This is a genomic window from Bacillus sp. ISL-41 (assembly GCF_018613235.1).
In the GTDB taxonomy this organism is placed as follows: Bacteria; Bacillota; Bacilli; order Bacillales; family Cytobacillaceae; genus Mesobacillus.
This window is the reverse complement of the sequence record NZ_JAGGQP010000016.1, coordinates 92179-111679: the sequence shown is the minus strand read 5'-3', so window position 1 is coordinate 111679 and position 19501 is coordinate 92179. Positions and strand designations below refer to the sequence as shown.

Annotated in this window: 22 protein-coding genes; 20 read left to right on the top strand and 2 right to left on the bottom strand. The window is 42.7% G+C overall.

Annotation, left to right across the window (positions count from 1 at the left end; genetic code table 11):
• The first annotated feature begins 7 nt into the window (after positions 1-7).
• The 4 genes from cmk to fni all read left to right on the top strand — a co-directional run bounded on the left by cmk (position 8) and on the right by fni (position 3621).
• Positions 8-679, top strand: coding sequence for a (d)CMP kinase (cmk, locus tag J7I80_RS07535; protein WP_214737142.1), 672 nt, complete (start codon positions 8-10; stop codon positions 677-679).
• A gap of 2 nt (positions 680-681) precedes the next feature.
• Positions 682-1263, top strand: a complete 582-nt coding sequence (locus J7I80_RS07530) for a lysophospholipid acyltransferase family protein (protein ID WP_214737141.1) — start codon at positions 682-684, stop codon at positions 1261-1263.
• Positions 1264-1416: 153 nt separating this feature from the next.
• The gene (rpsA, locus tag J7I80_RS07525; RefSeq protein WP_214737139.1) at positions 1417-2556 is read left to right on the top strand and encodes a 30S ribosomal protein S1; all 1140 of its coding nucleotides are present in this window, start codon (positions 1417-1419) and stop codon (positions 2554-2556) included.
• A 12-nt stretch (positions 2557-2568) separates the two neighbouring features.
• Complete coding sequence (gene fni / locus J7I80_RS07520) at positions 2569-3621, top strand: type 2 isopentenyl-diphosphate Delta-isomerase (protein WP_214737137.1); 1053 nt, start codon at positions 2569-2571, stop codon at positions 3619-3621.
• Here the strand turns inward: fni and J7I80_RS07515 are convergent.
• Both J7I80_RS07515 and J7I80_RS07510 read right to left on the bottom strand, forming a co-directional pair.
• On the bottom strand, positions 3608-3790 hold the full coding sequence (locus J7I80_RS07515; protein ID WP_214737135.1) for a hypothetical protein: 183 nt from the start codon (positions 3788-3790) through the stop codon (positions 3608-3610). The two genes, fni and J7I80_RS07515, sit on opposite strands and share 14 nt — an antisense overlap.
• A gap of 248 nt (positions 3791-4038) precedes the next feature.
• Positions 4039-4182, bottom strand: a complete 144-nt coding sequence (locus tag J7I80_RS07510) for a YpzI family protein (RefSeq protein WP_125480618.1) — start codon at positions 4180-4182, stop codon at positions 4039-4041.
• A gap of 208 nt (positions 4183-4390) precedes the next feature.
• Between J7I80_RS07510 and J7I80_RS07505 the strand changes: the two genes are divergently transcribed.
• The 16 genes from J7I80_RS07505 (at position 4391) to J7I80_RS07430 (ending at position 19275) form a co-directional block, all read left to right on the top strand.
• Positions 4391-5002: a YphA family membrane protein gene (locus tag J7I80_RS07505; protein ID WP_214737133.1), complete on the top strand. Its 612-nt coding sequence runs from the start codon at positions 4391-4393 to the stop codon at positions 5000-5002.
• Positions 4999-5892 (top strand): YIEGIA family protein, encoded by an 894-nt coding sequence (locus tag J7I80_RS07500; RefSeq protein WP_214737131.1) that lies wholly within the window; start codon positions 4999-5001, stop codon positions 5890-5892. Before J7I80_RS07505 ends, J7I80_RS07500 begins: the two co-directional genes overlap by 4 nt.
• Positions 5889-6074 carry a capping complex subunit for YIEGIA gene (locus J7I80_RS07495; protein ID WP_214737128.1) on the top strand — a complete coding sequence of 62 codons (186 nt, stop codon included), beginning with the start codon at positions 5889-5891 and terminating at the stop codon, positions 6072-6074. The genes J7I80_RS07500 and J7I80_RS07495 overlap by 4 nt, the downstream gene beginning before the upstream one ends.
• A gap of 202 nt (positions 6075-6276) precedes the next feature.
• Entirely contained in the window at positions 6277-7587 is a 1311-nt protein-coding gene (gene der / locus J7I80_RS07490; protein ID WP_214737126.1) for a ribosome biogenesis GTPase Der, read from the top strand.
• A 19-nt stretch (positions 7588-7606) separates the two neighbouring features.
• A complete protein-coding gene (locus J7I80_RS07485; protein WP_214737124.1) occupies positions 7607-8653 on the top strand; it encodes an NAD(P)H-dependent glycerol-3-phosphate dehydrogenase in 1047 nt (348 codons plus the stop codon).
• 549 nt (positions 8654-9202) lie between these two features.
• The gene (locus J7I80_RS07480) at positions 9203-9403 is read left to right on the top strand and encodes a DUF2768 domain-containing protein (protein WP_167831376.1); all 201 of its coding nucleotides are present in this window, start codon (positions 9203-9205) and stop codon (positions 9401-9403) included.
• A gap of 28 nt (positions 9404-9431) precedes the next feature.
• Positions 9432-10145 carry a hypothetical protein gene (locus J7I80_RS07475; RefSeq protein ID WP_214737122.1) on the top strand — a complete coding sequence of 238 codons (714 nt, stop codon included), beginning with the start codon at positions 9432-9434 and terminating at the stop codon, positions 10143-10145.
• A 546-nt stretch (positions 10146-10691) separates the two neighbouring features.
• On the top strand, positions 10692-12170 hold the full coding sequence (gene spoIVA, locus J7I80_RS07470) for a stage IV sporulation protein A (protein WP_192470604.1): 1479 nt from the start codon (positions 10692-10694) through the stop codon (positions 12168-12170).
• 503 nt (positions 12171-12673) lie between these two features.
• Positions 12674-12946, top strand: coding sequence for an HU family DNA-binding protein (locus J7I80_RS07465; RefSeq protein WP_023627533.1), 273 nt, complete (start codon positions 12674-12676; stop codon positions 12944-12946).
• Positions 12947-13245: 299 nt separating this feature from the next.
• Complete coding sequence (gene folE, locus J7I80_RS07460; protein WP_214737120.1) at positions 13246-13812, top strand: GTP cyclohydrolase I FolE; 567 nt, start codon at positions 13246-13248, stop codon at positions 13810-13812.
• A gap of 300 nt (positions 13813-14112) precedes the next feature.
• Entirely contained in the window at positions 14113-14346 is a 234-nt protein-coding gene (gene mtrB / locus J7I80_RS07455; protein ID WP_192470602.1) for a trp RNA-binding attenuation protein MtrB, read from the top strand.
• Positions 14347-14611: 265 nt separating this feature from the next.
• Positions 14612-15448 (top strand): heptaprenyl diphosphate synthase component 1, encoded by an 837-nt coding sequence (locus J7I80_RS07450; protein WP_214737118.1) that lies wholly within the window; start codon positions 14612-14614, stop codon positions 15446-15448.
• A gap of 4 nt (positions 15449-15452) precedes the next feature.
• Positions 15453-16154 carry a demethylmenaquinone methyltransferase gene (locus tag J7I80_RS07445; protein WP_214737116.1) on the top strand — a complete coding sequence of 234 codons (702 nt, stop codon included), beginning with the start codon at positions 15453-15455 and terminating at the stop codon, positions 16152-16154.
• Between the two features lie 386 nt (positions 16155-16540).
• Complete coding sequence (gene hepT, locus J7I80_RS07440) at positions 16541-17503, top strand: heptaprenyl diphosphate synthase component II (protein ID WP_214737339.1); 963 nt, start codon at positions 16541-16543, stop codon at positions 17501-17503.
• 91 nt (positions 17504-17594) lie between these two features.
• Positions 17595-18041, top strand: a complete 447-nt coding sequence (gene ndk / locus J7I80_RS07435; protein ID WP_102263408.1) for a nucleoside-diphosphate kinase — start codon at positions 17595-17597, stop codon at positions 18039-18041.
• Between the two features lie 460 nt (positions 18042-18501).
• The gene (locus J7I80_RS07430) at positions 18502-19275 is read left to right on the top strand and encodes a CheR family methyltransferase (RefSeq protein ID WP_214737337.1); all 774 of its coding nucleotides are present in this window, start codon (positions 18502-18504) and stop codon (positions 19273-19275) included.
• Positions 19276-19501 lie beyond the last annotated feature (226 nt).

Below are 19501 nucleotides of genomic sequence, written 5' to 3'. Positions count from 1 at the left end.
AGGAAATATGAGACGAATTTCAATTGCCATAGACGGTCCTGCAGCAGCAGGAAAAAGTACGGTTGCCAAAATTGTAGCCGAAAAACTTACATATATATACATCGATACAGGTGCGATGTACAGGGCACTTACATACAAGGCTTTAAATAAAGGAGCCAGCCTGGATAACGAAGCACGGTTGATTGAAATCTTAAATGATACCTCTATTGTGCTTATGCCTGGAGAATCAGGTCAGATGGTTTTGCTTGATGGAATCGAGGTCACCAATGAGATCAGGAGCGCGGAAGTTACCAATCAAGTATCATATGTAGCCGTGCATGAATTTGTCAGGAAAGAAATGGTGAATCGACAGCAGCAGTTCGCAGTTGATGGCGGTGTAGTGATGGACGGAAGGGATATCGGCACACATGTATTGCCGAATGCCGAGGTAAAGGTCTTTTTACTTGCGAGTGTTGAAGAAAGGGCGCAACGCCGGCATGCAGAGAATATCCAAAAAGGATTCCCGTCTGATCTTGAAAAGCTTAAAGAAGAGATTGCCGCGCGTGACAAAATTGATTCTGAGCGGGAAGTGGCTCCATTGAAAAAAGCGGAGGATGCAGTCGAAATAGATACAACCTCTTTGTCAATCCAGGATGTTGTAGAGAAAATTATGGAATTGGCGCTTGAAAGGATCGGGTGAAATTGACGGTTTATTCGTTTGTAAGATCTCTAGTAAATTCAGTTTTGAGTCCAATTTATCGAATTGAGGTAATTGGCAAAGAAAATATGCCTGCTGATGGCGGTGTGCTGTTATGTGCCAATCATATTGACAATCTTGATCCCCCGGTAGTTGGGATCACAGCACCTCGTCCCGTCCATTTTATGGCGAAGGAAGAGCTTTTCTCTGTTCCTGTACTTGGGAAAATTGTTCCTCACCTGAATGCTTTCCCTGTCAAAAGGGGAATGAGCGACAGGGAAGCTTTAAGAAAAGGTCTTGGAATTTTAAAGGATGGAAAGGTTTTAGGTCTGTTTCCAGAGGGAACAAGAAGCAAGACAGGTGAAATGGGTAAAGGGCTTGCAGGAGCTGGCTTCTTTGCGCTCCGGTCTGATGCTCATGTCGTACCGTGCGCAATCATCGGTCCATACAAAGCATTCAAGAAATTGAAGGTGGTATATGGAAAGCCTATCGATATGGAATCTATTAAAGAAAAAAAGTTAAATGCAGAACAGACAACTGACTTGATCATGGGTGAAATCCAGGAACTGATTAACAAGTATAAGTAATGTTTCTTGCTTGACAAAAATGTCTGTTTGTAAGAAGTTATTAAGAAGAGATATTTTTAGAATTTTCACTTAGTGGCTAATTATTGTGTTTTTAAAGTGGCTTTACGCCACAATGCATATATTGCAGCAGTCATGGATTAAGGAGGAGTACATATGTCAGAAGATATGAACCAAATTGAGGTAAAAGACTTTAAGGCAGGAGACCGAGTTAAAGGCCAAGTAACAAAAGTGGAAGAAAAGCAAGTTTTAGTAGATATCGAAGGCAGCAAGCTAGACGGCATCATTCCGATCAGTGAACTATCCAGCCTTCACGTTGAAAAAGCTGAAGATGCGGTTTCTGTCGGGGATGAGTTGGATTTGGAAGTACAAAAGGTTGAAGAAGAAGCTTTGATTCTTTCTAAGAGAAAAGTAGATGCAGAAAAAGCTTGGGAAGAACTAAAAGGCAAATTTGAGAGTGGCGAAGTTTTCGAGGCAGAAGTGAAAGATGTCGTTAAGGGCGGACTGGTAGTGGATCTTGGCGTTCGCGGTTTCGTACCGGCATCACTTGTAGAATCTTACTTTGTGGAAGATTTCTCTGATTACAAAGGGAAGACGCTAAGTTTCAAAATTGTAGAGCTTGACCAGGAGAAGAACCGTTTGATTCTTTCACACCGTGCAGTAGTAGAAGAAGAACAAGGAAAGCAAAAGCAGGACTTGCTTGCGGCTATCCAGTCTGGGCAAGTTATTGAGGGTACAGTACAAAGAATCACAGACTTTGGAGCGTTCGTGGATATCGGAGGAGTTGATGGACTTGTCCATATTTCACAGCTTTCCCACGAGCATGTAGAAAAGCCATCTGACGTTGTCGAGGAAGGTCAGCAGGTTCAAGTTAAAGTGTTGAGCGTGGATCGTGACAATGAGCGTATTTCTCTTTCTATCAAAGAAACACTGCCTGGACCATGGTCTGATATTGATGAGAAAGCTCCGAAGGGCAGCACTTTGGAAGGAACAGTGAAGCGTTTGGTTTCTTACGGTGCATTTGTTGAAGTATTCCCTGGGGTTGAAGGCCTCGTCCATATTTCACAAATTTCTCATAAGCATATCGGTACGCCGCATGAAGTCCTTCAAGAAGGGCAGACTGTAAAAGTAAAGGTGCTTGAAGTTAACAAGGAAGATCAGAGACTATCACTTAGCATGAAGGAGTTCGAGGAAAGAGAAAGCAATGAGGCGTTCGACTATGAACTTCCTGAGGAAACAAAGGGCTTCAGCTTAGGTGATATGATCGGTGACAAGTTAAAGAATCTTAAACAGTAATGGTGATATATCGTGTCAAGATCAAAACGTAAATGGGACCATATCCAATATGCCCTTGAAACAGGCCAGAAGCGCCTAACCGGTTTTGATGACATTAAGTTTGTAAACCAAAGCTTGCCTGGATCAAATCTTGGTTCAGTAAAATTGGAAACTGAAATTGGCGAACTTTCTTTAAGTTCGCCAATTTTTATAAATGCCATGACAGGCGGCGGCGGAGAGCGAACTTACCGAATCAACCGAGAATTGGCAATAGCGGCAAGAGAGACTGGATCAGCCATCGCCGTTGGATCACAGATGGCTGCGCTGAAGGATCCGGGTGAACGAAGAAGTTATGAAGTTGTAAGGGAAATGCATCCAAACGGCATTATCCTTGCCAATTTGGGCAGTGAGGCAACAGTGGGGCAGGCAAGAGCCGCAATCGATATGATCCAGGCAGATGCCCTGCAAATCCACTTGAACGTAGTGCAGGAATTGACCATGCCTGAGGGAGATAGGGATTTTGCAGGTGCGCTAGCAAGAATTAAAGAAATTCAACAAAGTGTCGGGGTCCCGGTAGTTGTGAAAGAGGTAGGGTTTGGCATAAGTGCCGAGACTGCTGCAGCTCTTTTATCATCAGGTATACGCTATGTTGATGTTGGCGGATTTGGCGGCACCAATTTTGCGGAAATAGAAAATAAGCGGAGGAACCGTTTATTGACGTTTTTTGAGGATTGGGGAATACCGACTGCAGCCTCGATTATTGAAACAAAATCTGCTTCACAAGAACTTTCTGTTATAGCTTCAGGCGGAATACAGACTAGCCTGGATATAGTTAAAGCCCTTGCTGCTGGTGCAGACGCGGCTGCTATGGCAGGATACTTGCTTAAGACCTTGATGGAGAATGGAACAGAAGAGCTGATCAGGGAAATCAATATGATTAAAGAAGAAATTGCTGTCATTATGACAGCACTTGGAGTACATACAATTGAGGAACTAAAAAACGTGCCTCTGGTGATAGCGGGAGATACCCATCACTGGCTTGAACAAAGAGGGATAAATACGAGTACATTTGCTAGAAGGCAATAAAATTGAATTGATAACCATATAGAAGAGGGTGTTCAAAAAGTAATGAAAATACTTTTGGATACCCTCTTCTCTTTTTGTATGGATTGAATAATGGTCCGTTGATTTCCGTTCCAGGCGCTTCGCTTTCCGCGGGAAGAATATGAAAAAGACCAACTGCCGTCTTTTTCATAAGCAATTCTTCCTTGGGGCTGGAACTGAGCCTCCTCCCCGCAGATGGCGTCTGCGGGGTCTCACCTGTCCAGCTGATCCCGCAGACACTGATTGGCTGCCTCGAATTTGCCCACGCACGATGGAAATGCGTTAGCATTTCCGGAGGAGTCTTCGCGCCCTCCACTCCAATCAACTCAGGTTTTTAATCTTTTTTCCTAAGTTGATCCTTCCGGTATATATTCCTGTTTTGTCGAATAATTAACACTTTTAACTATACTTCCCGTCATTTAACGACCGAGCTTCTTCAGGGCTTTGCAATTTAGTTGCTCCTGGATAGTGTAATGCCTGGTCGCGGTCGGACTCCACTCTTCCGCTCTTTTTGAGTTTCTTTTCCTGTCTGTCTCTACCCATATTTTCACCTCCTGAATGATTTGAAATTCACACAGGAAATAGTCAGCTTAGCGGGGCTATTTCCTATTAAAGGTTCTCCTATCTTTTCCTGTTTTCCAGCTGTAAAAAAGATACTGCTTTTCTTAACATGGAACAGCTAAAAAACTTTATACAAAAAAGATTAAATTACATAACGGTTTACCATAATGGAAATGATAGGAGGGGTTGAATGGAAGGGTTGTACTTTTATTGGCTTGCTTGGATCGGTTGGGTTTGGACTACTTTCTTCATGAATAAAAACAATCCGCTGAGACTTAAGTCGGCAGTTATCTTGCTGGCCGTCATTTTAGCTGCACCATACACGGTCGATGTTTTTATTTTCGAGATGCATCTATCTGCTGTAGCAATTGCCTTTTTTATTTTTCTCGAAACAAGACGAAAAAAGACAGGCTCATTTTTATATTTATTTTTAACTTCATTTATTATCATGCTTGCGTACACAAGTTTCTTGATGTTCGAATTATTTGACCCGATTTGGGTATTATTCGATCGAAAAATCATGCTTGGAGCAGCAGGGTTTTATCTGGCCGTCCTGTTACATAAAGAAAGGCAAGACCGTATATTAGCGTTGATTTCAGGATTTTTGCAGGGAGATCTATTGTTTTCTGCGATTCTTTGGAAATTTGATTTTCCTTATGCTGCTGCTTCCATGGGATTTATGGACCTCCTGTTCATTTCTCTTGGACTTCTCCTCGCCTGGTCAGCTATTGAATCAATGATTGCGGTCGTGTCCGGCAGTGCAATAAATCAAGTTGAAGGGGAGGAACAAAAGACTTCATGAATGAATATACGTTACCAATCGTATTTGGAATTGCTATAGGGACCTTATCGAGGCTTTTTATGCTTAGGACCGATTATCGTCAGTATCCAACATATTTACACGGGAAAATCATTCATGTAGCTCTCGGATTCATCGCGGCAGGGCTTGGCACTGTTGCAGGTCCTGCAATCATGGAGGAAGAGTTCACGGCGATTACCTTTTTGACCCTTGCTGCGTCACAATTCAGGGAAGTCAGGAACATGGAGAGAAACACTCTTACCGAACTCGATAGCTATGAACTTGTTTCCCGCGGAAAGACATATATTGAAGGCATTGCGATTGCTTTTGAGAGCCGTAATTACCTAGTGATCTTCACTTCCCTTGTCAGCACGCTCGCCTACCTGATTTTTAATATTTGGGCTGGGATCATTGCAGCAGTGATCGCGGTGGTAATATCCCATAAGTTGATGTCAGGGGGAAAGCTGAAGGACATTGTTGAAATCGAATATATGGAACCAAGGTTTGATGGTGCAGGGCTGTATGTGGATAATATCTATATTATGAATATTGGTCTTCCTGAAAGGCAGAAAGAAGTACTTCGTTATGGGATGGGGTTTATTTTAAAACCAAAAAACATGAATGCTCGTTCTACAATTGCGAATCTTGGGCAGAGGCAGGCTGTGCTGCATGACTTGTCAACTGCACTTGGCGTTTATCGCGATTCAGGCACACCAGCGCTCGTTCCGTTGGCGAAGAGGGACCTTGACGATGGCAGAGTAGGAGTTTTCGTGCTGCCGCAGGAACGGGATATTGAACGGGCCTTAATGGTTATTGGTGATGTGCCAACACTGGAGAATGCCATAAGGATGCCTTCTGAAAAAAAGAGCAATGAAGGGAGTGGGGCTCAATGATGCTGGAAAAATTCGTCCTTGCCGCCATCACTACAAACCCTAAAAAAATGCCAGCGGGTACAGCCGTTTTTCATTGCGATTCAAAGGAAGAAATGGAGAAGGTTGCTGCCAACCTTGAAGCGATCTTGGATGGAATCGCTCATGCACTGACGGACGAGCTCTATATTATCGTAAAACACTGACAAGAAATGTTTTCATTGCCTGTTTAAGGCATCTTTTGATAAACTGATTAAGCCAGACCCTTCTGTATATCAAGAAGGGTTTATTTTATAAATGTCGTCAAGGCATTAAATTAATAATGAGAACTATAAAAAGTTTTGAGTTTGACATTGTTATGGCTCAGGTCCTGGACCTGCACAATAGAATTTTGAAAGGGTGATGTTCATGACGAAACCAGTGGTAGCTATCGTTGGGCGTCCGAATGTCGGCAAGTCTACGATTTTTAACCGAATCGTTGGTGAACGTATTTCGATCGTTGAAGATATTCCTGGAGTAACGAGGGATCGTATATACAGTTCAGCTGAATGGCTGACACATGATTTTAACATTATTGATACTGGCGGGATAGATTTAGGGGACGAGCCGTTTTTGGATCAAATCCGCCAGCAGGCTGAAATTGCCATTGATGAGGCAGATGTAATCATTTTCCTTGTGAACGGCAGAGAAGGAGTAACGTCCGCTGATGAAGAAGTGGCAAAAATCCTTTATCGTTCCAATAAGCCAGTGGTCCTGGCGGTCAATAAAATTGATAATCCGGAAATGAGAGACATGATTTACGACTTTTATGCTCTTGGTTTCGGAGAGCCATTCCCGATTTCGGGTTCGCATGGACTGGGTCTGGGTGATTTGCTGGATGAGGCAGCTAAGCATTTTCCAAAGAACAAAGAAGATGAATATGATAAAGATGCGATCAAATTTTCCTTGATTGGCCGCCCGAATGTTGGGAAGTCTTCTTTAGTGAATGCGATTTTAGGGGAAGACCGTGTTATTGTAAGTGATATTGCGGGAACGACGAGAGACGCGATTGACTCACAAGTAACTTACAATGGGCAAAAATATGTCATTATTGATACCGCGGGTATGCGCAAAAAAGGGAAAGTGTACGAAACAACTGAAAAATATAGTGTTTTGAGAGCGTTAAGGGCGATCGAGCGTACTGATGTAGTCCTCGTTGTCATAAATGCCGAAGAAGGCATTATCGAGCAGGATAAGCACATTGCCGGGTATGCCGAGGAAGCAGGCCGCGCAGTCATCATCGTTGTAAACAAATGGGATGCAATCGAAAAAGATGAAAAGACAATGAAGGAATTCGAGGAACAAATCCGTGCTCACTTCCAATTCCTGAGCTATGCCCCAATTGTTTTCTTGTCGGCAAAAACAAAGAAAAGAATCCACACATTGATGCCGATGATTGATATGGCCAGTGAAAACCATGCTATGAGGGTCCAGACAAATATCTTGAATGAAGTTGTCATGGATGCTATTGCGATGAATCCAACTCCTACGGACAAAGGGAAAAGGCTGAAGATATATTACGCGACACAGGTATCGGTAAAGCCGCCTACATTTGTTGTCTTTGTCAATGAACCTGAATTAATGCATTTTTCTTATGAACGATTCCTTGAAAACAGGATCAGGGATGCCTTTGATTTTACAGGCACACCAATCAAGATATTTGCGAGACAAAGAAAATAAGATAAAGGTTGTGGTTTAAATGGAAAGGAAGAGTGAGAAAGTAGCGGTTCTTGGGGCCGGGAGCTGGGGAACGGCTTTGGCTATGGTCCTTGCCGACAATGGGCATGAGGTTCGTCTTTGGGGGCACAATCCAGTGCAAATTGATGAAATCAATCTCCACCATACCAACAAGAAATATCTTCCTGAAATTACTCTGCCAGCAACCATCTTTGGGCATTCTTCACTTCAAGAGTCATTGGACGGCATCAGTACAGTGGTTTTGGCGGTTCCTACAAAAGCGATCCGGGAAGTAATCAGGAAGATGACTGAGGTTACCTCTGAACCTTTGGTCATCGTCCACGTCAGCAAAGGGATTGAACCTGATTCCTTGCTTCGTATTTCCGAAATGATCGAAGAAGAAATGCCAGAGGACTTGTTGGAAAGTGTTGTAGTCTTATCCGGTCCAAGCCATGCAGAAGAGGTAAGCCTGCGCCACCCTACAACGGTAACTGTATCTTCGAAAAACATGGGAGCGGCCGAGAAAATCCAGGACCTGTTCATCAATAATAATTTCCGGGTTTACACGAATCCGGATTTGATCGGTGTGGAAATTGGCGGGGCATTAAAAAATATTATTGCTCTTGCTGCCGGGATATCAGATGGATTAGGTTATGGAGATAACGCTAAGGCAGCTTTAATTACCAGGGGTCTTGCGGAGATCGCCCGGCTTGGTGTCAAAATGGGGGCAAGACCATTGACCTTTTCAGGGTTGACAGGGATCGGAGACTTGATTGTTACTTGTACGAGCGTCCATTCCAGGAACTGGCGGGCGGGGAATCTGCTTGGTAAAGGCCAGAACCTTGAGGAAGTCCTTGAGAACATGGGTATGGTCGTAGAAGGAGTCCGGACTACGAAGGCAGCGTATCAGCTCGCAGGAAAGTACGGAGTCAATATGCCAATAACGAATGCGCTATATAATATCCTTTTCGATGGCGTCAATCCGAAGGACGCTGTTGATGGGTTGATGTCCCGGGAGAAAACACACGAAATGGAAGACCTGGCTGACATTCTTGGCGGGAAAATCTGACTTAGAAAAATTTTCTACTGAATAATGTTGTCAATATGGGCATTCGAGGATGCGATTTCCATAATGCTTGCATAAGATGCAAACGAAGCAAACTAGTGGTTTGAACTGGGTGTAAGGGTATTTAGTCATGTAGGCTGAGGTAAAGTTGTCCGCCCCTTCTTTACTTCAGCTTTTTTTTGCTGCTAAAAGGGCTGTTTTGTAAGGGTTATTGTTAAAATTCTAAAGCCGATTTTAAAGTGATGAAAAGCCAATTAGTAGGTCGGTATTAAGTTTGCAAGCTCTTTTCTCATAATAAGCTTAAATTTTATAGGGAAACATTGGTCATTTATTCAAATTTTTCAGTCATTAGCAACAAAGTTTGAGAAAAGAGCCTTAAAAAAGGCTGTTTTCATAATAAGCTTTAATTTTGTAGAGAAACATTGGTCATTCAATCCAAATTTGCAGTCACTAGCAACAAACCTTTGAGAAAAGAGCATTGAAAAAAGATTTATTTGCATGCGTGATTGCTGCTTATGTTATAATACTTCTCGGAAAAGGGAGGGGTTTATTTTGTCACCCGCATTATTGAAGATGTATATTTCTTTTGTTGGTATGGGAAGTATGATACTGTCTTTGTTTGCCATTTATTTAAGCCGCTACAAGTTAAAAGGCTTTTTCAAAATAGCCACGGCAATCATTGCCTACATATTGATGATCATCGCAGGGCTGATAATTTTCTTTGTCGTTTTCAGCGGCCCTACGAGTGAATAAAATACATAGGTTAAAAGGGTTGGGATCAATGAAGAAAATTTGTTTTTATCTGGCGGCCATCCTTGTCGTAGTTACGTTGACTGGTTGTATGTATCCGGAAGAAAAGCTAGTACAGAATCAAGTGCCCTATAAGGATCAGCTTGACAGTGTCCAGTCTGCAGTTGACCAGTACAAGGAAGCAAAAGGCGGTCTGCTGCCAATCAAGACAAAAGATGCAGAGACACCTATTTACCAAAAGTATCCTATAGATTTTAAGAAAATTGTTCCAAGATATATGGCCGAGTCTCCAGGCAATGCCTATGAAAATGGTGGACTGTTTCAATATGTCCTTGTTGATGCAGAAACAGATCCGACAGTAAAGCTGCTCGATTTAAGAATGGCAGAGACGATCCGTGAGATAAAAATGCGGATCAATGCCACAGGCTATCCACCATTCAAGGAGAAGGTCGCGGAAAATGTGTACACGCTCGATTTCAAAAAAATTGGCTATAAAGAGGAGCCTGTGGTTGTAAGCCCGTTCACAAACCAGAACCTGCATTTTATCATCTCTACAGAAGGAGAGATTTATGTGGATTACCGGAGTGATCTCTACCAGGCTATTAAATCTTCAAAGAAAGAATTTGAAGAAGGTGTGGATATACGCGACATCCTCGTAGATAATTCCATGTTTGTTCCAGCCTATTCCTTGCCATATGCCATCGATCAGGAGACCAAAGAACCGGTCTTTTTGGTGAAGGATTAAATACGGGTTTCCTGTTGATGCTGCAAGGCTCTTGTGCATTTCTAATAAATTTGTCATAACCCTGATTCTGCAAAATATATTGTAGAAGCAGGGTTTTTTTGTCTTAGGCTCTATTAAAGACCAATGTTAATTTTCAACTCCTGTTGATTGTAGTGGAAGGCGCGAAGACTCCTTCGAAAATGCTAACGTGTTTCATCGTGCGTGGGCAGGTTCGAGGAAGCTCAATCAATGTCCTGCGGGATGAGCAAGTCACGGGAGACCCCACAGGCGCCAGAAGCGCCGAGGAGGCTCCCGGAATGCCCGCGGAAAGCGAAGTGCCTGGAACGAAAATCAACAGCCGAATTTAACAGAGCCATGTTAAAGAAAGATATCAATTGTTCTCATATATGGGAATTGAAGGGATTCTTTTGTGAAATCAAAATAAGGGGGTAAAAAAATAAAAAAATTGTCATATTGATATAGGACAACATCATAAATATATACTGTCCCAGATTACTAATTTGGATGAATTTATTCCCACTAACTCTATGATCGGGAGGGGATCACTTGGAAAAGGTAGATATTTTTAAGGATATTGCCGAGAGGACTGGCGGCGATATTTACCTGGGGGTTGTAGGTGCGGTCCGCACCGGAAAATCCACTTTTATTAAGAAATTTATGGAGCTGGTGGTTTTACCTAATATCAATAATGAGGCTGATAGAGCCAGAGCGCTTGATGAGCTGCCACAGAGTGCAGCAGGTAAAACGATTATGACTACTGAACCCAAATTCGTGCCTAACCAGGCAGCATCTGTACATGTGGATGATGGCCTGGATGTGAATATCAGGCTCGTCGATTGTGTGGGTTATACAGTTCCAGGAGCGAAGGGCTATGAGGATGAGAATGGGCCAAGGATGATCAACACACCTTGGTATGAAGAGCCAATCCCTTTCCATGAAGCAGCTGAAATTGGAACAAGGAAGGTTATTCAGGAACATTCTACACTTGGCGTCGTCATCACAACGGATGGGACAATTGGGGAAATCCCGAGACAGGATTACATTGAAGCAGAAGAAAGAGTGATTGAAGAGCTCAAGGAAGTCGGAAAGCCGTTTATCATGGTGGTGAACAGTGCACAGCCTTACCATCCAAATACAGAAACATTACGAGCCCAGTTAGCGGATAAATACGATATCCCTGTACTGGCAATGAGTGTTGAAAGCATGCGTGAATCTGATGTTCTCAGTGTGATGCGGGAAGCCCTGTATGAGTTCCCTGTACTTGAAGTGAATGTCAACCTGCCTAGCTGGGTAATGGTGCTTCGAGAAAACCACTGGCTGCGTGAAAGCTACCAGGAAGCAGTCAAAGAGACTGTGAAGGATATCAAGAGGCTGCGTGATGTAGACAGGGTCGTCCATCAATTCAGCGATTTTGAGTACATTGACAGAGCTGGATTGGCGGGTATCGAAATGGGCCAGGGTGTTGCTGAAATCGACCTGTATGCCCCGGATGATCTATACGATGAGATTCTGAAAGAAATCGTTGGCGTAGAGATACGAGGGAAGGATCATCTGCTTGAACTGATGCAGGAGTTCGCATATGCAAAAACCGAGTTTGACCAGATTTCTGATGCGCTTAAAATGGTTAAGCAGACAGGATATGGGATTGCTTCACCATCCTTGACTGACATGAGCCTGGAAGAGCCGGAAATTATCCGCCAGGGATCGCGTTTCGGTGTTCGCTTAAGAGCAGTAGCACCTTCAATCCATATGATCAAAGTGGACGTCGAATCTGAGTTCTCGCCAATCATTGGCACAGAGAAACAAAGTGAAGAACTTGTTCGCTATCTGATGCAGGATTTTGAAGATGATCCGCTGTCAATCTGGAATTCTGATATCTTTGGCAGGAGCTTGAGCTCAATCGTCAGAGAAGGGATTTCGGCAAAATTGAGCTTGATGCCTGAAAATGCACGTTATAAATTAAAAGAAACGCTGGAAAGAATCATCAACGAAGGTTCCGGTGGATTAATAGCAATCATATTATAATTGGACTCCTTTTGGGAGTCTTTTTGTTTGTCTTTTAGGAGATTTTGATTCATACTCCATTATGTTGTCCAAACACAAAATGCTCTTCTAATATAACTTGCCAGCAGCGAAATATGAGAAAAGACCTTGAAGACGTCCTTTGAATTAAGGTTGAAAGACTTAAAATTCATTATTGCATGTTTGATGGCGCAACTTACGGGTAATGAATAAGGGTCAACATATTACAAATATGTTTCAAAGAAGAAAAGATTCCCATTATTTCTTGAAATTATCTTGATAAGAGGAAAACATTATGATAATCTTTTAACAGAATTAGCGTTGTAGCTTAAAAACCCTTATACAACAGGGTTTCAAGCGATATTAGGTTTCATTATCATAGTTTTTTGCAAACTAGGATAATAAAATCTGCCGGCAACGTATAGAATTCACAAGTTTTGTTTAGAAATGTAGTTAAGATGCTTATTTTCTGAGCAATGGGATCTCTTTGGGAGGAGGTGAATGGCATGAACAAAACAGAACTTATCAATGCAGTTGCAGAAGCTAGCGAGCTTTCAAAGAAAGATGCAACAAAAGCAGTTGACGCTGTTTTTGATTCAATCTTAAATGCATTAAAAGATGGGGACAAAGTACAATTAATCGGTTTTGGTAACTTCGAAGTTCGTGAGCGCGCTGCCCGTAAAGGCCGCAACCCACAAACTGGTGATGAAATCGAAATCTCTGCAAGCAAGGTGCCTGCTTTCAAACCAGGTAAAGCACTTAAGGATGCAGTGAAATAATTACATACGACGCACTGAGCGTATGCTAAACCCTAAGGGCCGCGACCTGTTCGCGGCCTTTTTTCTTTTTCCGGGAATCTTAAAATTTCTTTTTAATGATCATTTTATACGTTTTTGTCAAATCTAGCTCCATCGCGAGTCGTGTCTGAACGAGGCAATTGAGCTTTTTATTATTACAGTTGAATATTAAGTTTTGCCTGCCGAGAATCGGTTATGCTAAGATGAAAATATTATAATCTAATAGTTGATTATCTATGCAGGATTATGATGAGATTGATGGATCATAGGAGGAAACGCAGATGTCAAACGTCAATCGTGCCCAAATCGAAGAAGCGGTGCGTTTAATATTAGAAGCAGTCGGTGAAGATCCTAACAGGGAAGGTTTGCTAGATACTCCCAAACGGGTCGCGAAGATGTATGAAGAGGTTTTCTCAGGATTGAACCAGGATCCTAAAGAATACTTCGAAACCATTTTTGGTGAGGACCATGAAGAGTTGGTATTAGTAAAGGATATCCCTTTCTATTCTATGTGTGAACATCATCTGGTTCCTTTCTTTGGCAAGGCGCATGTCGCATACATTCCGCGAGGTGGCAAGGTTACTGGGCTCAGCAAGCTTGCGAGAGCGGTGGAAGCAGTGGCTAAAAGGCCTCAGCTACAGGAAAGGATCACTTCCACGATAGCTAATTCGATCATGGAAAAGCTGGATCCCCATGGTGTCATGGTAGTGGTAGAAGCTGAACATATGTGCATGACAATGAGAGGGGTAAAGAAACCCGGCTCGAAAACAGTTACATCTGCTGTAAGAGGTACTTTGGCCGAGGATGTAAACGCAAGAGCTGAAATTCTCTCATTGATTAAAGCTTAAAGAGATTTGATAACACTAAAAGTACATTCAAAGATGTAGAAGGCTGAAAGTAATTCTTTTAGCCTTTTGCTATATTATAAGAAAGCGCAAGCGCCTTAGTCAGCCCCGACAAGCGCGGGAGGGCCGACCAGTGAAGTTGTTCTTTGACTTCAATGGGCGGACCGAAGCGACTCGAAGGGCTAGGCGCTGGAGCTGGACAATTCTCGAAGTGAAGTTTTTGGACTTTCCTATCACGTTATAAAACGAGCTTACCGAGTGCTTCCCGAACACAACATATTCTTTCCTGTAAGGGGGATAATAATGGATAAGAAACAAAGCGTTAATACGGATTATGTAGTAATCAAGGCCATTGAGGATGGTGTGAATGTAATTGGTCTTACAAGAGGGACCGACACTCGATTCCATCATTCCGAGAAACTCGACCAGGGTGAAGTTATGATTGCGCAGTTTACAGAACATACCTCTGCCATCAAAATCAGAGGGCATGCAAAAATCGTCACGCCATTCGGTGAAATAATGAGTGAGAAGAAGTAGTAAAGTGCAAAACCAACTATTTTGTTACAAAATCGAGCTCAGTTCTTCGTAAATAGTGTTTAATTTATAATATCACGTTCATGTTTTTACTATTTGTGATATAATTGTCACTGCCTTGGAGTGTACGGTACAATTGCAAAAATAGATTTTAGGCGCTTTTTTTATGTCTGTTTTCAATAGCCAGATATCTGCATATCGCTGGCTTACACGATAGAACAAAATTGTGCCTGCCGCCGGCAATCCAACATAAATAAGGGGAACAAGGGTGATTTATTTGCTAGATTTACAAAACAAATTAGACGGCACCAGAGAGCTTCTTCTCGAAAAACTTTCACATCCTTATTTGCAGGAGCATGTAGAAGCTCCTTTTATAGATGATGACAGGCTCTTGTTGCTTACCTCATTGATGGAACAGCAGGAAGTAAATCAGGAAAAAGCAAAGAACTACACTGTGACCACAATGCTCCTGCAAATTGCCCTTGATACCCATGAGCAGGTCCATAACTCACAACCAGGTGAAGAGGATGAAAGCCATAAGCGCCGCCAGCTGACGGTTCTCGCTGGAATTTATTTCAGCGGGCTATATTACAAGCTGCTGGCTGATATGGATGATATAGAAATGATTAAGCTATTAGCTTCAGGTGTAAAAGAAGTCAATGAGCAGAAAATATTGTTGTACCAAAAAGAAGCTGAAGCGATCGATAAATTAATGGAAAGTGTAAAATTAATCGAATCGGCTCTTTTAGGCAAGGTCGCTGACCATTTGGATGCGTCAGAATGGTTTGAATTCGCTTCGAATTGGCTTTTTGTCAAGAGGCTGCTATCAGAAGAAACCAAGTTCATTAAATCCGGCAGTTCACTGGTTTTTAATGCGCTAAAAAAAATTGCTCTGCCAAAAATGGACCAGAGTAGCACAGATCTGTCATCGGAACAGCAAAAATACCTGCTAACAATTTGCACAAGATATATTGAATTTTCAATGACGAAGATTAATGCAGCGTTAAAGAAGCTGCCAGGGATGAACAGCTTGCTGATGGAACGGTTAGACCTGATTGCAGGGCAGCATCAGACCATGTCTAAAAAATTCGCGGAAGAAGGGTAATGCAATGCAGCAATCGAAAGAACAACGTGTTCATGGAGTCTTTGAAAAAATCTATGAGAATTACGATCAAATGAATTCTGTCATCAGTTTTCAGCAGCATATTAAATGGCGCAATGACACAATGAAAAAGATGGATGTCCAAAAGGGAGCCAAAGCACTTGATGTTTGTTGCGGAACGGCTGATTGGACGATTGCGCTTGCGGAAGCTGCCGGGAAAGATGGCGAAGTAGCCGGACTTGATTTCAGCAAAAATATGCTGAAGATAGGCGAGGAGAAATTGGAGGCCCGCAACCTGGATCAGGCAACTCTAATCCATGGGAATGCAATGGAGCTCCCGTTCGAGGATAATAGCTTTGACTATGTAACCATTGGTTTTGGTCTGAGAAATGTGCCTGATTACAATCAGGTGCTGCGTGAAATGTACAGAGTCCTTAAACCGGGCGGGATGGCAGTATGCCTCGAAACGTCCCAGCCCACATTGCCGGGTTTCAAGCAAGCATACAGATTATACTTCAGATTTATCATGCCGATGTTCGGCAAACTGTTCGCTAAGAGCTATGATGAGTATTCCTGGCTCCAGGAATCCGCTAAAGATTTTCCAGGCATGAAAGAGCTGGCCAAAATGTTCTCCGATGCAGGTTTCATTAATGTTGAATACAAGCCATATAGCGGAGGGGTAGCAGCCGTGCATATCGGCCGGAAATAGGAAGAGTGCCAAGGAACTGGTCTGTTGACACTGTCTTAAGTGGTTTCTTCCAGTTTAACGAAAAGCGTTTTACTGGCTTGAAGGCTTGAAAGGCGCTCTGGCTGGACCATTCTCCAGGATAAACATTCTGATGGTAAAATAGACCATGGCTGTCCTTTTCTTTTTCGCGCGTCAAGGAAGGTCAGCCTGTTTTATTTTAGTATTACGGCAATGTTGATGATAGCGAAGAGGCTATTAGAATGGATCCGGATGTAGAGAAATTAATTAGCTTGGCCGTTGAAAGCTCCAAGCATAATAGAAACCTCCTGAATGCATTGAGGCGCCGAAAAGGAACGGTCAAAGCTGCATCAATGGATATCGAGGATGTAAAAGCTGGGTGGATAATTATGAAGATGAAGTTACTATATACATATTTGAATTCTGATTTGACATTGATAGAAAGAGAACTGGAAGAAGCGATCCAGGCGGATTCCCAGCTGCTCAGCCAGGCAAGCCTGCACTTGCTTAAAGCCGGCGGGAAAAGAATCAGGCCCGTTTTTGTTCTCCTTGGCGGAAAGTTCGGTGATTATGATATCAATATCATCAAGGATGCAGCAGTCTCCCTTGAACTCATCCATATGGCCTCCCTGGTTCATGATGACGTAATCGACGATGCTGAATTGCGCCGAGGGCGGGCGACAATCAAAGCAAAATGGGATAACAGGATTGCGATGTATACTGGGGATTATATTTTTGCCAGGGCGTTGGAGCTTATGACTGACATCAAAAATCCGACAGCACACCAAATCCTCTCCGATACAATAGTCGAACTAAGTGTTGGCGAAATAGAACAGATAAAAGATAAATATAATTTTGAGCAGAACCTGCGTAATTACTTGCTGAGAATCAAGCGGAAGACAGCTCTTCTTATTGCAGCGAGCTGTCAGCTTGGTGCGGTGGTATCAGGAGTTTCTGAACAGGACCACCGTAAATTGTATAAGTTTGGCTACTATGTTGGTATGTCCTTCCAGATAACGGATGACGTGCTGGATTTCACTGGTACAGAAAAAGAACTTGGGAAGCCGGCTGGAGGGGACCTTCTGCAGGGGAATATAACTCTTCCTGTACTGTACGCAATGCAGGACGAATATATCAAAAGCAGGATCAGGAATGTCCATGAGGGCATGCCAAGAGAAGAACTTAATGAAATACTTAAGCTTGTTCAGGATTCTGGGGCGATTGAAAAATCTCTCAAAATCAGTGACCGTTACCTGGATAAGGCCCTTGATATCCTTGAAGAGCTCCCATCTAATAAGGCCAAGAAGTCATTGCGCGATATCGCCAGATTCATCGGGAAACGCAAGTATTAGCAAGTTGCGAATTTTTCAAAAAAATGATAATATTTCTAAGGATTGCTTTTGTAAGCGGTTCACATACATATATGAATTAGGAGTGGAACTCATGGAAAAGACTTATTTGATGGTGAAACCTGACGGAGTACAGCGCAACCTGATTGGTGAAGTTGTAGCTCGTTTCGAAAAGAAAGGCTTCCAGCTTGTTGGCGCAAAACTTATGAACATCCCTAGAGAACTTGCTGAAGAGCATTATGGCGAACATAAAGAGCGTCCATTCTTCGGTGAATTAGTAGACTTCATTACTTCTGGCCCAGTATTCGCTATGGTATGGCAGGGAGAGAATGTTATTTCTACAGCACGCCAGATGATGGGTGCAACTAACCCTAAGGATGCAGCTCCTGGAACAATCCGCGGAGACTTCGGGGTTACTGTAGGCAAGAACGTCATTCACGGATCTGACTCACCAGAAAGCGCAGAGCGTGAAATCGGATTATTCTTCAAACAAGAAGAGCTTGCTGAATACAGCAAATTAATCAACGAGTGGGTTTACTAAAATAACCCCTGGACACTTGTGAATAGCAAGTGTCCTTTTTTTTGGCTCCGATAAAGCTGATTGGTGTTTTTCAATCCTGTTGATTGTAGTGGAAGGCGCGTAGACTCCTCCGAAAATGCTGACGCATTTTCATCGTGCGTGGGCAGTTTCTGGGAAGCTAATTCAATGTCCTGCGGGATGAGCAAGTCATGGGGAGACCCCGCAGGAGCTTCCGACGGGGAGGCTCCCTGACTGCAAGGAAGAATTTGATCTTTGAAAAAGCCGGCAGTTGGGCTTTTTCAAAATTCTTCCCCGCGGAAAGCGAAGCGCCTGGAACGAAAATCAGCCCTGTCAACAGAGCCATTCACTTAATGATGACAGACGGGCTTCTTGAGATATTAAAAAATATATCACTCTAAATCCCTTTTTTCGATATAATGAAAATGTCCAACTTTTTCTAGTACCGAGAGGGAGCAAAATGATGCCGCAAGACTATGAACAGTTTATCTTGAAAATATACCAGAAGACTGGTATAAACCTTGCTCTATACAAAGAAGCACAAATGAAAAGAAGGTTGACTTCACTCTATCAAAAGAAGGGCTACTCATCCTTCAAAGAGTTTTTCCAGGCTCTGGCCAATGACCAGCAGCTCATGAACGAATTTTTGGATCGAATGACGATCAATGTCTCAGAGTTTTATAGAAACGCAAAACGGTGGGAAGTCCTCGATCAATCTATGATTCCAGAGTTGTTAAGCAAAAATCCTAAGCCGAAAATCTGGAGTGCAGCCTGCTCCACTGGAGAAGAGCCTTATACATTATCAATGGTGCTGTCAAAGCATTTGCCATTATCGAAGATCCAAATTTTGGCGACCGATATTGATGATAACGTCCTTGCAAAAGCCAGGCTCGGAGTTTATTCAGAAAGGTCACTGAATGAAGCCCCTGAAGAAATGGTTAAAAAGTTTTTTCGGCAGGATGGATCCTATTATACTGTGGAAGATCACATTAAGAAGACTGTTACTTTTAAAAAGCAAAATTTACTTGCCGACCATTTTGGCGGACCTTACGATTTAATCGTCTGCCGCAATGTCCTCATTTATTTTACCGAGGAGGCAAAGGAAAGCATTTACCATAAATTCAGCGCTGCATTAAGGCCTGGCGGGATTTTGTTTGTGGGAAGCACAGAACAAATCTTCAACCCTGGCACATATAACTTTGAAACTGCAGATACTTTCTTTTACAGAAAGAAATAATAGGAGGAGCCGGGTAACCGAGCTCCTCCTTCCTTTGTCCCGAATTCAGAGCGTATAACGCCGCAGGTGAAATTCCTGGTCTCAAGCGGATATTCGAGTCCCGGGAGATTGTTTTTTGCGAGTGAACAGGCTTCATGATAAAATGGCTTCATTCTTGCAGTGGAATAATACATATTTCATAATTTTTAATTTATTTATTTTTAACTGTATGATATAGTAAAACAAA

Coding starts and splice junctions, on each gene's coding strand:
- J7I80_RS07500 (WP_214737131.1), top strand. CDS start 4,999: ATGAATGAATATACGTTACCAATCGTATTTGGAATTGCTATAGGGACC.
- J7I80_RS07505 (WP_214737133.1), top strand. CDS start 4,391: ATGGAAGGGTTGTACTTTTATTGGCTTGCTTGGATCGGTTGGGTTTGG.
- der (WP_214737126.1), top strand. CDS start 6,277: ATGACGAAACCAGTGGTAGCTATCGTTGGGCGTCCGAATGTCGGCAAG.
- mtrB (WP_192470602.1), top strand. CDS start 14,113: ATGGATAAGAAACAAAGCGTTAATACGGATTATGTAGTAATCAAGGCC.
- J7I80_RS07445 (WP_214737116.1), top strand. CDS start 15,453: ATGCAGCAATCGAAAGAACAACGTGTTCATGGAGTCTTTGAAAAAATC.
- J7I80_RS07510 (WP_125480618.1), bottom strand. CDS start 4,182: ATGGGTAGAGACAGACAGGAAAAGAAACTCAAAAAGAGCGGAAGAGTG.
- hepT (WP_214737339.1), top strand. CDS start 16,541: ATGAAGATGAAGTTACTATATACATATTTGAATTCTGATTTGACATTG.
- J7I80_RS07485 (WP_214737124.1), top strand. CDS start 7,607: ATGGAAAGGAAGAGTGAGAAAGTAGCGGTTCTTGGGGCCGGGAGCTGG.
- J7I80_RS07495 (WP_214737128.1), top strand. CDS start 5,889: ATGATGCTGGAAAAATTCGTCCTTGCCGCCATCACTACAAACCCTAAA.
- ndk (WP_102263408.1), top strand. CDS start 17,595: ATGGAAAAGACTTATTTGATGGTGAAACCTGACGGAGTACAGCGCAAC.
- J7I80_RS07475 (WP_214737122.1), top strand. CDS start 9,432: ATGAAGAAAATTTGTTTTTATCTGGCGGCCATCCTTGTCGTAGTTACG.
- J7I80_RS07430 (WP_214737337.1), top strand. CDS start 18,502: ATGCCGCAAGACTATGAACAGTTTATCTTGAAAATATACCAGAAGACT.
- cmk (WP_214737142.1), top strand. CDS start 8: ATGAGACGAATTTCAATTGCCATAGACGGTCCTGCAGCAGCAGGAAAA.
- J7I80_RS07515 (WP_214737135.1), bottom strand. CDS start 3,790: ATGAAAAAGACGGCAGTTGGTCTTTTTCATATTCTTCCCGCGGAAAGC.
- folE (WP_214737120.1), top strand. CDS start 13,246: ATGTCAAACGTCAATCGTGCCCAAATCGAAGAAGCGGTGCGTTTAATA.
- rpsA (WP_214737139.1), top strand. CDS start 1,417: ATGTCAGAAGATATGAACCAAATTGAGGTAAAAGACTTTAAGGCAGGA.
- J7I80_RS07465 (WP_023627533.1), top strand. CDS start 12,674: ATGAACAAAACAGAACTTATCAATGCAGTTGCAGAAGCTAGCGAGCTT.